Here is an 11,603-nt window from a genome sequence, read left to right as displayed (position 1 = left end):
CGACAGGGTCACGATCGCCCACCCCCCGCAGGATCATCGACCGTCCGGCCGACCTCCGCAGCACGGCTGCCTGTCGTGAGGGCTGATCGCAGGAGAGCGGCGGCGTTGTCCCAGTCGGCGGACCGGACTTGGGGCGCCCAGCGGTCACCGGCACATCCGTGGACCTTCGCGGCGAGCTCGTGCGTGCTGGGCGGAGTGTCCGGATGTCCTGGTGGCAGGTCGAGGGATCGCACGATCGTGGACCCGTCATGCAGGCGCGCGGTGAGCCGGGTCGGTCCGGCGAAAACGCTGTCCCCGCCGGGGCTGGTGACGACTTCGACGCGCTCCATCAGATCGCGGACCTCTGGCCGCGTCACGGCCCGGTCGGTGAAGTTCGCGCTGCTGGGGGATCGGTCAAGCAGGGCGGTGGTGATGGCGTATGGCAGGGAGAACTTGGCTTGCAGCCCGTTTTCCGGCCGGTCGTGTATCAGCGGTCGCAGCGACGATGCGGGCGCCTCGACCCGGATGCGCGTGACCTGACGAGGGTCGACGTCCAGCAGCCGGGCCGCCCCGATTGGTCGTTGCATAGCGTAGCAGCACGGATAGAGCTTGACGGCGAGACCGCCGGGAATCGTGGGCCCGTCCAGGTCCGGCGCGGTAGTGCCGCCCATGAGGCCGAACCAGTGGTCGAACGAAGCGGGGTCGGCGGTGGCGCCTGCGGCGGCGAGCCGTGCCGCGCGGACCCCGGAGTCGACAGCGAAACCCACCTGCAGCGGCTTGGTGTCCGTGCCGAAGGCGCGCTGTACACCCCCGGCGGCAGGCACGGCCAGAGCCAGCGCCCGTGCGAGGCCCTCCTCGTCGAGTCCCAACGCCAGCCCGGCGGAGACCGCCGCCGCCGGTGCGCCGGCGGTGCACGTCGTGTGCCATCCGCGCCGGTAGTGCTCCCAACCCAGTGCGGTACCCAGGCGGGCCATGACCCCAGCACCTCCGAGGTACTCCCGCACGCCACCTCCCGCGGCGAGCGTGGCGGCGACACAGACGACGCTGATGTGCGATGTGGAAGGAAGATGTACGTCGTCGAAGTCCAGTGCGTGGCCCACGGCGGCCCACCGGGTGACTTCGGAAAGGGCTGCTGTCTGCGCGGCGACAGGTTCGTCGGCGGCAGCGACCGTGACGGCGAGCGTGTCGGCCAAGGCGCGCTGGGCGAGCTCGCGGTCGCCGGGTTCAGGCACCAACCGCGACGCCCACTGGGCGAGTGTCACTGCCACATCCATGGTCGCGCCTCCCACCTTGACATCGCGAAAATTATGGCACATCGTTCCTTATTGTGGAACAGTTGGGCGGGAAGTCGCATCAGGCTGGCTATCGAGGCGCGCTGCTGTTCGCGCCCGGCGATCATCGGCGCAGGAGCACCGGTGCGCTCGCCGGCGACGCGGACGCCGTAGTGCTCGATCTCGAAGACTCGGTAGCCGAACCGGCGAAGCACAGGGCACGCGATCTCGTCGTCGAGGTGGTGCGGGATCAGCCGCGGCACAACGTCGCGGTCCGGGTCAACCCCGTCGGCACCGAGGCCTGCGACCGGGACCTGGACGCCCTCGAACCAGTCCTCGATCGGCTCTCCGGCCTCGTCGTGCCGAAGGTGGAGTCGGTCGCCGAGGTCGAGGTGGTGGCTGCGCGGCTCTCACATGCCGAGCGTCGAAACCGCCCGCAGGCCGGACCGACCCGGCTGGTACCGGTGCTGGAAAGCGCGCGCGGAGTGCTGGCCGCGGCGGACATCGCCGCAGCGCCTCGCGTGGTGACGCTGATGTTCGGTGTCCTCGATTTCGCCGCGAGCCTGGGCATCGCGCCGACAGTGGCGGGGACAGAGTTCCTGCTCGCTCGTTCGCAACTCGTTCTCGCCTCCGCGGCCGCGGGGATCTCGTCACCGGTGGACGGACCCCACGTCTCCTTGGACGACGAGCAGGGCCTGGTGGAGTCGTGCCGTTCAGTGCGTGCGCTCGGTTTCGGCGGGCGAGTAGTGATCCACCCGGCGCAGATCGAACCGGTCCGGCGGGCGTACGCGCCAACGCGGGACGAGCTGGAGTGGGCGCGGGAAGTGCTTGACGCCTTCGCGAACGCTCAACGAGAAGGCGTGGGCGCGGTCCGGTTGGCTGACGGCACGTTCGTCGAACGCCCCGTCGTGGCGCGCGCGGCCGCTTTGCTGGGCCGGGACGGTGACCATTGACTGAGGCGGGCGCGGTGATCACGGACCGGCTGACCACATTCATTGAGGCTCATGTGGACGACCTCTGGCCCCGGGTAGCCCGGTTGCACCGCATCGGGGCAGGGCGTTCTCGTGAGAACTGGGCGTTCGACCTCGTGACCGAGGGAGGGGGACCGAGTCGCTGATCCTGCGCCGTGACCCGGACGGCGGTCTCCTGAAGACCGACCGATGTGTCGAGTTCTCCGTGCTGAAAGCATTGGAGACGAGCGAGCTGCCTACGCCTTACGCGCGCTGGCTCGACGCCGACGGCACGTGGTTCGGACGGCCCTCGCTCATCATGCGGCGGGTCCCTGGTGAGTGTGACTACCACGTGCTGCGCGGTACACGCCCATTGGCCTGGCGACGGGATCTTGCGGAGCGGTTGTGCGATCTCCTGGCCGCTGTACACGCGGTCGATTGGCGGAGGCTGCGTATCGGTGATGTCCTTCCCGATCCCGGAATGGCGGCCGCCGCGTACGAACTGGACCGATGGGAGACAGTCCTACGACGTGACCAGCTGGAGGATTATCCCGAGCTCGAGTTGGCGCTCGGGTGGTTGCGCGCGACCGTGCCGCCGGGGTCGCGCACCGTGCTGGTGCACGGCGATTTCAAGCCAGGCAACGTGCTGCTCGAGGACGGCCGTGTCACCGCGCTACTCGACTGGGAACTGGCGCATCTTGGCGACCCACTGGAAGACCTGGGCTGGGTGACGCAGCCGCTGCGAGCGCGTGAGCACACCATCGCACGCGCCTGGAGCAACGAAGACCTGATTGCACGGTACGAACACACGACCGGAGCCCAGGTCGACCGGGCGAGCCTTGCATGGTGGACGGCTTTCGCGGCGTTCAAGACGGCGGTGATGCAAGTGAGCGGGCTGCGGTCGTTCCTGGACGGGCGCAGCGAGGAGCCGTTCCGCCCAACGCGAGCGGTACTGGGCACGCTGCTGGACGCCGTCGGCGGAAGGCGGTGCTGACGTGCGGCCAACAATCGTCGAGCAACTGGAGGGGGCGCAGCGGCTGCTCGACCTCGTCAGGGCCGACGAGAACCTCTCGCCCGCATCCCGCGACCGGCTACGGGACGTGGGACGGCTCCTGACTCACGTGCATCGCTCGTGTACCGGCCTGCCCGCGTTTCTGGCGGAGGACAACGCCCGGCTGGCCGTGCTGCTGGGTGAGGCCGAACCTCCCGTCGAGTTCGAGGGACTGATCGGGCGTAACGACGAGCTGCGTGCCTCCCTGGCACGCACGATCCGCGAGCTGGGAGAGCGCGATACGGATGCCTGGGAACGGATCTGGCGCTACCTGCGCTGGCGGGTCGAGACCGATCCGAGCTGAAGTCACCGACCTGGGAGGGCCGACATGCTGACGATCGACGACGGGTACTTCGCGGAACAGTTTCCGCTGTCACCGCTGGATGACTATCCGATCCACCAGACACCAGATCCGGTACGGGTGATGTGGACCGGTGATCCCCGCGCCTACGAGCGCTACTGGATGATCGCGCACGATCCTGCGGGCGAGGTGCTGATCGCTACTGGCGGGAGCTTCTATCCCAACCTCGACCGTGCTGAGGCCTACGCCATCGTGGTCCGCAACGGTGTGCACACAACGGTCCGCAGCTTCCGTCGGCTGGGGGCAGACCGCGCCGACCTCCGGGTTGGGCCGATCGTGCCGGTCATCGTCCGCGGGCTGCGCGAATGGCGCTACACGCTTGAGCCCAACGAATGGGGGATCGCCTTCGAGCTGTCTTTTCAGGACACGACACGGCAGGTCTTCCGCGAGCCGCTGTCGGACTCGGCGCGGGGGACTCCGCCGGGCAGGCGCAGCGATGTCACCGTGGGATTCGAAGGTTTTGGCACGGTTTCCGGCCACGTCAAGATCGGCGCGGAGACCATCACGTTGCCGCCCGGATCGGCCGGTACGCGCGACCGGCATTGGGGCACCGGCCGTGGTGTCGGTGGACCCGCGATGTCCCTGGGCGGACGCCTGCACGTCGGCGTTTCGGGCAACGCGTTCGTTGCCTTTCCCGGCTGGGCCCTGTGGGGTGACCGTGTGTTCTACCCGTTCGGGCACGAGCGGCCCGGGGCCACACGGGTGGCGAAACCCGTACGCCGGTTGCGTTTCGAGGAAGGGACGCACCTGTTCACCGAAGGAATCGTCGACTACCGGTTCGGCACCGGAGAGACGGCCCAGTTTCACTACGAGCGGATAGGGTGGCAAACCGCATTCCTGCGCTGCGGCATGTACGGCGGTACGCCTGGCTCCGGTGTCCACCAGGGCGCCTATGACGGCCCGGACCACACCGAGGGGGAGACGTACGACCTGTCCGACGCCGCGACGCGCAAGCAGCTTCGCGGTCTCGACGAGCATCTGTGCCGGGTCAGTGCCGAGGGCGAGACTGCGGTGGGCGTCTACCAGACCATTGACCCAGTGGCCTACGAAGCCTGTGTCGCAGGTCGGCCCGGCTGGGCTTTCCTCACCTGAGGACCGGGTTTGCGGCCTTGACAGTGACACTCCCGTATCCGACGATTGGACCACAGAGCAGAACGCTGGTCCATTGACTGGCACAAGACAGAGAGGTGGTGTCCGGTCGTGGCCCGACTCGCGCTGGACGATCTTGTTGTCGTCGGTATCGAGCAGGCACTGGCCGCGCCGCTGGCGACTCGGCAGCTCGCGGATCTCGGCGCCCGGGTGATCAAGGTTGAGCATCCGGACGGCGGCGACTTCGCCCGGGGCTACGACACGGCGGTCGGCGGTGTGTCGAGCGCATTCGTATGGCTCAACCGGGGCAAAGAGTCGGTGCAGCTGGATCTGAAGACGAAAGCGGGGCTGGCCGCCCTGCACGCACTCCTCGGGCACGCCGACGTGCTGGTGGCCAACCTGTCGCCCCGGGTGCTGGGCGAGCTCGGGTTGACGGCCAGCGAACTCACCACGCGACATCCCCGCCTGGTGGTGTGCACGATCTCCGGATACGACCCGGCGGGCTCCTGGGCGGAACGCAAGGCGTACGATGCGCTGATCCAGGCGGAGACCGGTCTGATGGCGCTCACCGGGACCGCCGAAGCCCCTGCGAAGACCGGCATCTCCGTCGCCGACATCGCGGCCGGTTCCGTGGCGTTCGCCGGTGTGCTGTCGGCGATCAGGCACCGCGATCGGACCGGGGAGTCGCTGCCCGTGCACGTCTCCCTGTTCGGTGCGTTGGCGGAGTGGATGGCCTATCCGCTGTACTACACGGCCTATGGCGGCACGGCCCCTGTGCCGATGGGTACCGCCCACCCCACGATCGCCCCTTATGGAGCGGTGTGTTGCGCCGACGGTGAGCGGCTCATGGTCGCGGTGCAGAACGAGCGGGAATGGCAGCGGTTGTGCGCCGAGGTCCTGGAGACCCCGACACTCCTGGCGGATCCCCGGTTCTCCTCGAATGCCCAGCGCGTGGCCAACCGCAAGCAACTCGACGAACAGCTGATGGTCGCCTTCGGGCGATACGCCGCCGCGGTCGTGGTCGCCCGCCTCGATGCCGCCCGTATCGCCTGGTCGCGGCTGAACGGTGTGTCTGACCTCGCCGAACATCCGGAGCTGGCACTCCCGGCCCGCTGGCTTGCGACGCGGACGCCGGCAGGCACGGTCCGCACGCTCGCCCCCGTAGGCACACCGGGCGAACGGTACGCCAAGAGCGGTGCGGTGCCCGCACTCGGCGAGCACACCGAAAGGGTGCTCGCCGAACTCACCGAGACGACGACCACGGAGCGACCATGACGACGCACACCGGCTGGCAGGGCCGCTTCTATGAAGACTTCACCGTCGGAGACGTCTATGACCACCCCCTCGGCCGTACGATCACCACCACCGACAACATCTGGTTCACCCTGCTCACGCAGAACACCGCGCCCCTGCATTTCGACCACGAGTACGCCCGCCGGACCGACTTCGGCAAGCCGCTCGTGAACTCGACGCTCACGTTGGCACTGGTCGCCGGCCAAAGCGTCACCGACGTGTCACAGAACGTCTACGCGAATCTGGGCTGGGACAGAATCGTCCTGCCGGCGCCGGTCTTCGAAGGCGACACGATCCACTCGCGCTCGGAAGTGACCGGCACGAGACCCTCGGGATCGCGACCACATCTCGGCGTCGTGTCCGTGCGGACCACAGGCGTCAAACAGACCGGCGAAGCTGTCATCGAGTTCGAACGCACTCTGCTGGTCTACAAGCGCGGGCACGGCCCGCGGTTCGAGGAGGCTTCATGACAACGGATCGCGATGTGCTGCGCGCGGATCTGCGGCAGCTGATCGACACGATCTGCGCTGATTTCCCCGATCAGTACTGGCGGGAGGTCGATGCGGCGAGGCGCTACCCTGAGGAGTTCGTGGCTGCGCTGACGAAGACGGGCTGCCTCGGCGCGCTCGTGCCGGAGGAGTATGGGGGGCTAGGGCTGGGACTCGGGGACGCCTCCGTCCTGCTTGAAGGGATCAACGCCAACGGTGGCAACGCCGGGCCAGTGCACGCGCAGCTTTACACGATGGGCTCGCTGCTCCGGCACGGCAGCGCGGAGCAGAAGGCGAAGTACCTGCCTGACATCGCTTCGGGCGCGGTGCGCCTGCAGGCATTCGGTATCACCGAACCGACAGCGGGGACCGACACGACGGCCATCCGCACCACCGCCACGCGCACGGACGACGGCTACGTCATCAACGGGCAGAAGGTGTTCATCTCCCGCGTCCAGCACTCCGACCTCATGCTCCTGCTCGCGCGGACGGCGAAGCGGTCCGAGGGGCGGCGCCGTTCCGACGGGATGTCACTGTTTCTGATCGACCTGCGCGAGACCGACGGGGTGGAACTACGGTCGCTGCGCACAATGGTGAACCACGAGACCAACGAGGTGTTCCTCACTGACGTGCACGTCCCTGCCAGTGCTTTGATCGGGGAGGAGGGCGCCGGGTTCCGGTACGTGCTCGACGGCATGAACGCCGAACGCATCCTGATCGCCTCGGAGTGCGTCGGCGACGGCCGCTGGTTCGTGCGACGTGCGTCGAAATATGCCACCGAGCGGCAGGTTTTCGGGCGCCCCATCGGGCAGAACCAGGGAGTCCAGTTCCCGATCGCACGCGCTCACGTCCATGTCGAGGCTGCGAACCTGATGCGCTGGCGGGCGGCCGATCTCTTCGACGCCGGGGAGCCGTGCGGCGCCGAGGCGAACATGGCGAAGATGCTCGCCGCGGACGCGTCCTGGGAGGCTGCGGACGTGGCGCTGCAGACGCACGGTGGCTACGGTGTAGCGACCGAGTACGACATCGAGCGGAAGTTCCGCGAAACCCGGCTCTACCAAATCGCACCTATCTCGACAAATCTCATCTTGTCGTACGTGGGGGAGCACGTACTTGGCATGCCGAGAAGCTTCTGATGCTCTCGTGTGCCACAATGTGGATCGGCGTCCCGGGAGGGGGCGCCGATTCAGCTGTGAGGAGGCCGTCCGATGAGCCACCCCGAATCCGGCAAGGCCATGGCGAGTGTGCTCAGCACGTTGCGCGTGCTCGAAGAGGTCGCGCAACGGCAGCCCGTCGGTGTTTCCGAACTCGCGCGGGTGACCGAGATGCCGAAGAGCACGGTGCAGCGTTGCCTGGTGACTCTGCGCACAGCGGGCTGGTTGCGCATAGTCGATGCCGATCGTTCACGGTGGGGGGTGACCAGTAAGCCGCTCGGAATCGGTTTGCGGGCTGCCGGCGAGGCTGGTCTGCGCGACGCTGCCGGCCCACACCTGGAGACGCTACGTGACGCGACGAACGAGACCATTCACTTCGCGGTCCGGGACGGGAACTCGTTGCTGATCCTCATGCGAAGGGACTCGAGTCAAGCAGTCCGCACCTTCGTCGAGGTCGGCACCCGGGCGCCGCTGCACGCCACGTCATGCGGGATGGCCATCCTGGCGAAGATGGCACAGGACGAAGCCGAGGCTGCGCTCGACGGTGAGCTGGAGAAGTACACCGACACCACGATCGTCACAAAGCAGGCGTTGCTCGACGAAGTCGCGCGCACACGTGAGCGTGGCTACGCCGTCAACGACGCCTCGTGGTGGCGGCCCGACGTCTGCGCTATCGGTGCCGCAATCGTGAACGCGGCGGGCAAGCCCATCGCCGCGCTGGCGGTGTCGGTCCCGTCGAGCCGGTTCTACCGACAGAATGAAGCCTTCTACGCCAAGCAGGCACTCGACGCGGCCGAGAAGATCTCGAAGGCGCTCCTCGAAACCTAGATGCTGTCGATCGCCGCGCTGGGCATGTTGCCAGCGCAGCCGGGTTTCTGCCTGGCCACTCGGCGTTGCGATGGCAGGGGGACGCCGGAGCTCGGTACCACCCAAAGGCCCGGTGTCGTGGAGAGCCGCGGCCTCAGTCCGCGCCAAGGCCCGATACCTCAACTCGAACGTACCTACCGCGGACGAGGTTCGCCCCGTTCCGCAGCGAGATCATTTTCTGGACACGCCGACGACCGTGGGCTCACCGGACGCATGTCTGCGAGCCCACGGTCAGGCCCGTCAAGCAGCGGCCTCGCGCATCCGGCTCATCGGGTGCGTTGCCAGCGCAGTCACTTCGATATCGGCGTAGGGATGGATGGGCAAACTGGTGAGTGCCTCCTCCAGTGTGTCTGCGTCCGGTGCCGACCAGATGCCGACGTTCGCGTGTGTGCCCGGCACTCGCCAGAAGTGCCGGATGACGTTCTCCGCCATCAGCTCGAGCCCGCGTTCCCGCTCCCGCTCGATGAGCGCGATGCGTTCGTCCTCAGGGAGTCCGTAGGCGCGCGAGGCGTCGACACGAACCAGAAAGTCCACTGCTGCTCCTTGTCAATCGATGGTAAGTACGACCTTGCCGAAACGATCGTCCGATGTAAGCCTGCGCTGAGCGTCGGCGGCCTGGTCGAGAGGGTAGACGGAGTCGATCACAGGCTCGAGCGAGCCGTCGGCGAGGAGGGGCAGGAACTCGCGGATCTCCCCGAGGTGCGCGGTGTGCGCGCCGCGGATATCGATTTCCTTGCGGTGGATGCTGACGAGGTGCACCTCCGCCACCCGCCCGGTATGCGAACCCATGCCGATCAGCCGACCGCCATGCCGCAGTGAGTCGATCGACTTCTGGAACGTGGCGCCGCCGACGGTGTCATGCACGAGGTCGACGCCACGGCCGCCGGTGAGATCCATGGCCGCCTCGTGAAAATCGGCTACCTTCCTGTAGTTGATCACCTCGTCGGCGCCGATCTCGCGAAGCTTCGCGCACTTGGTGTCGGTACCGCTGGTCGCGATGACCCGCGCGCCCAGCGCCTTGGCCAGCCGTACGGCGGCGCTGCCCATCCCGCTGCCCGCGCCGACCACGAGTACGGTCTCACCGTCCGTGAGCGCGCCCCGAGTGCGCAGCATGTGCCAGGCCGTCATGTACGCGACGATGCTGACGGAGAGTTGCTCGTACGTCAGGTTGTCCGGCACGGGAATCGCATTGCGTGCCGGAACCGCGATGTACTGCGCGTACGTGCCGTCGACGTGCTCGCCGACAATGGTCAGAGCCGCGCATTCGCTGACCCGGCCCGCCTCGCACTCCACGCAGGTCCCGCAGGTAAGCATCGGCAAGACTGCGACGCGCTGGCCCACGTGGAGGGATGGCACGCCCTCGCCGAGCTCCACGATGTCGCCGGCGCCTTCGACGCCGGGAATGATCGGTAACGGCTGCTGGCTGGCCAGCTCTGCGAACCGTCCTTCCCGGACGAGCACGTCGGCGCGGTTGAGCCCCGCCGCGCGCAGGCGGAGGAGAACCTGCCCTGGCTTCACACGTGGCTGTTCGACTTCATCGACGCGCAGGACGTCGGGACCACCGAACTGATGGACGACTACGGCTTTCATGGCTGCCTTTCAGTTTGCGATCTCGGTCAACTCGCGGCCGCTGGTTCGGACTCCACCCCAGAGCAGGAGCAGCGCCGCAGCAAGGACGAACGCCGCCATGGCCCACAGCGTGGCACGGCCGCCGAGCCCGTCGAGCAGTGCGACCGCGACGAACGGGCTGATCACGCCACCGAGATGGCCGACGCCGTTGCCCAGTGCGGAGCCCGTCGAGCGAATCCGGGTCGGGAAGATCTCCGAGGTATAGACGTAGGCGACAGCGCACGCCGCGAACATGATCGAGATCAGGGCTGCGCCGACGATGATCTGTCCTGCCCCCGAGCTCACCGCCACGATGACGAACCCGGCCGCATAGAGTGTCGTGCCCACGACCAGGTAGTGCTTCCGTTCCACCCGGTCCGCGACCGCGAGCGCGATGAGAGCGCCGATCGGCAGCCCCAGCTGCCCCAGCCCGCTGTAGAGCAGTCCGCTCGGTTCGGGCAGGCCGGCGTCGATGAGGATCGCCGGGAAGTAGCTGAGGTAGCTGTAGTTGGCGACATACATGAGAAACCAGAAGCCAAGCGCCACTACGGTCCGGCGCAGGTAGGGCGGCCGGAACAGTTCGGCCACACTGCCACGCTCCTGGGCCCTGTCGGCAGCCACCTCCGGCACGGGCGGCAGCTCACGGCCGAGCTGTGTGCGGCAGCGTTCCTCCATCGAAGCCACGAGCTGCTGTGCCTCGGCCTCGCGTCCGTTGAGAACCGACCAGCGCGGGGACTCCGGCAGGTAGCGGCCGCGCATCACGAAGATCAGCAACGCCGCCGCCGCGCCGACGGCGTAGACCAGGCGCCAGCCGATCGGGCCGGTGCCGAGGAGGCCGATGGTGATGAACGGCGTGGCTGCCAGGCCCGCAGCTCCCCATAGGTAGTTCAGCATCACGTAACGGCCGCGCTTCTTCGCCGGTGACAGTTCTGAGATCAGCGTGGCCGCGAGGATGATCTCGGCACCGGTCGCGACGCCGGAGAGGAAGCGGAACACGGTCAGCGACCACACGTCCCAGGACAACGCGGTCGCGGTCGCGGAGACGGCGACCGCGGCCACCGTGAGCATCATGGCCACGCGCCGTCCCCGGCGGTCCGCGATCCTGCCGAGGAGGTAGGAGCCGACGGCGTAGCCAGCGAGGTTGGCGGCAACGGGGAAGGCCACCTGGCTACCGGCGAGCCCGAGCACCTCGCGCATCGTGGGCAGCGTGTAAGCGAAGGTGCTGATCTCGTAGAAGGCGAAGAAGTACGAAAGACCGATCACCACGAACACCGGGAGCCGCAGCCCTGTTCGGGGGAGTCGGTCTATGCGTGCATTGAGCTGCGCCACCAGTTTGGTCTGGGGTGGTGCGGTCATGGCTACTCCTGGACGTCCGTGGCCGGGCAACCCGACTCGATTCGAGAAACCTGTTGTTAACGTACCCCGTTGTGGAACGGTGTGCTGTATTGTGGTCCCGACATCTTGAGTTGTCGCCGGATCGCTGTCAAGCACA

Annotated in this window: 12 protein-coding genes; 8 read left to right on the top strand and 4 right to left on the bottom strand. The window is 67.6% G+C overall.

The features are described 5' to 3' along the window. Positions 1–8: 8 nt before the first annotated feature. Entirely contained in the window at positions 9–1,253 is a 1,245-nt protein-coding gene (locus tag BAY60_RS30440) for an MmgE/PrpD family protein (protein ID WP_112284860.1), read from the bottom strand. Between the two features lie 53 nt (positions 1,254–1,306). Here BAY60_RS30440 and BAY60_RS30435 point away from each other — a divergent pair, with 53 nt between their 5' ends. The 8 genes from BAY60_RS30435 (at position 1,307) to BAY60_RS30400 (ending at position 8,464) form a co-directional block, all read left to right on the top strand. Then, complete coding sequence (locus tag BAY60_RS30435; protein ID WP_170160619.1) at positions 1,307–2,203, top strand: HpcH/HpaI aldolase/citrate lyase family protein; 897 nt, start codon at positions 1,307–1,309, stop codon at positions 2,201–2,203. Between the two features lie 118 nt (positions 2,204–2,321). After that, on the top strand, positions 2,322–3,194 hold the full coding sequence (locus tag BAY60_RS30430; protein ID WP_211330553.1) for a phosphotransferase family protein: 873 nt from the start codon (positions 2,322–2,324) through the stop codon (positions 3,192–3,194). Position 3,195: 1 nt separating this feature from the next. Next, positions 3,196–3,555, top strand: coding sequence for a hypothetical protein (locus BAY60_RS30425; RefSeq protein WP_112284858.1), 360 nt, complete (start codon positions 3,196–3,198; stop codon positions 3,553–3,555). A 24-nt stretch (positions 3,556–3,579) separates the two neighbouring features. After that, the gene (locus BAY60_RS30420; RefSeq protein ID WP_112284857.1) at positions 3,580–4,704 is read left to right on the top strand and encodes an Rv3169 family protein; all 1,125 of its coding nucleotides are present in this window, start codon (positions 3,580–3,582) and stop codon (positions 4,702–4,704) included. 108 nt (positions 4,705–4,812) lie between these two features. After that, on the top strand, positions 4,813–5,976 hold the full coding sequence (locus BAY60_RS30415) for a CaiB/BaiF CoA transferase family protein (protein WP_112284856.1): 1,164 nt from the start codon (positions 4,813–4,815) through the stop codon (positions 5,974–5,976). Beyond that, positions 5,973–6,464 (top strand): MaoC family dehydratase, encoded by a 492-nt coding sequence (locus BAY60_RS30410; protein ID WP_112284855.1) that lies wholly within the window; start codon positions 5,973–5,975, stop codon positions 6,462–6,464. Before BAY60_RS30415 ends, BAY60_RS30410 begins: the two co-directional genes overlap by 4 nt. After that, positions 6,461–7,618, top strand: a complete 1,158-nt coding sequence (locus BAY60_RS30405) for an acyl-CoA dehydrogenase family protein (RefSeq protein ID WP_112284854.1) — start codon at positions 6,461–6,463, stop codon at positions 7,616–7,618. Before BAY60_RS30410 ends, BAY60_RS30405 begins: the two co-directional genes overlap by 4 nt. A 72-nt stretch (positions 7,619–7,690) precedes the next feature. Continuing rightward, complete coding sequence (locus tag BAY60_RS30400) at positions 7,691–8,464, top strand: IclR family transcriptional regulator (RefSeq protein WP_112284853.1); 774 nt, start codon at positions 7,691–7,693, stop codon at positions 8,462–8,464. Between the two features lie 279 nt (positions 8,465–8,743). Here the strand turns inward: BAY60_RS30400 and BAY60_RS30395 are convergent, their stop codons facing one another. The 3 genes from BAY60_RS30395 to BAY60_RS30385 are packed head-to-tail and all read right to left on the bottom strand — an operon-like array spanning position 8,744 to position 11,467. Further along, positions 8,744–9,037 (bottom strand): muconolactone Delta-isomerase, encoded by a 294-nt coding sequence (locus BAY60_RS30395; protein WP_112284852.1) that lies wholly within the window; start codon positions 9,035–9,037, stop codon positions 8,744–8,746. 12 nt (positions 9,038–9,049) lie between these two features. After that, entirely contained in the window at positions 9,050–10,093 is a 1,044-nt protein-coding gene (locus BAY60_RS30390; protein WP_112284851.1) for a zinc-binding dehydrogenase, read from the bottom strand. 9 nt (positions 10,094–10,102) lie between these two features. After that, positions 10,103–11,467 carry an MFS transporter gene (locus BAY60_RS30385; RefSeq protein ID WP_112284850.1) on the bottom strand — a complete coding sequence of 455 codons (1,365 nt, stop codon included), beginning with the start codon at positions 11,465–11,467 and terminating at the stop codon, positions 10,103–10,105. Positions 11,468–11,603: the final 136 nt, after the last annotated feature.

The sequence above is a fragment of the Prauserella muralis genome (assembly GCF_003202285.1).
Taxonomy (GTDB): domain Bacteria; phylum Actinomycetota; class Actinomycetes; order Mycobacteriales; family Pseudonocardiaceae; genus Prauserella_B; species Prauserella_B muralis.
This window is presented reverse-complemented; position numbering and strand designations above follow the sequence as displayed.

What these genes read in the sequence shown, in the direction of transcription:
- BAY60_RS30405 (WP_112284854.1), top strand. Translation starts at nt 6,461, where the DNA reads ATGACAACGGATCGCGATGTGCTGCGCGCGGATCTGCGGCAGCTGATC.
- BAY60_RS30420 (WP_112284857.1), top strand. Translation starts at nt 3,580, where the DNA reads ATGCTGACGATCGACGACGGGTACTTCGCGGAACAGTTTCCGCTGTCA.
- BAY60_RS30385 (WP_112284850.1), bottom strand. Translation starts at nt 11,467, where the DNA reads ATGACCGCACCACCCCAGACCAAACTGGTGGCGCAGCTCAATGCACGC.
- BAY60_RS30440 (WP_112284860.1), bottom strand. Translation starts at nt 1,253, where the DNA reads ATGGATGTGGCAGTGACACTCGCCCAGTGGGCGTCGCGGTTGGTGCCT.
- BAY60_RS30390 (WP_112284851.1), bottom strand. Translation starts at nt 10,093, where the DNA reads ATGAAAGCCGTAGTCGTCCATCAGTTCGGTGGTCCCGACGTCCTGCGC.
- BAY60_RS30410 (WP_112284855.1), top strand. Translation starts at nt 5,973, where the DNA reads ATGACGACGCACACCGGCTGGCAGGGCCGCTTCTATGAAGACTTCACC.
- BAY60_RS30400 (WP_112284853.1), top strand. Translation starts at nt 7,691, where the DNA reads ATGAGCCACCCCGAATCCGGCAAGGCCATGGCGAGTGTGCTCAGCACG.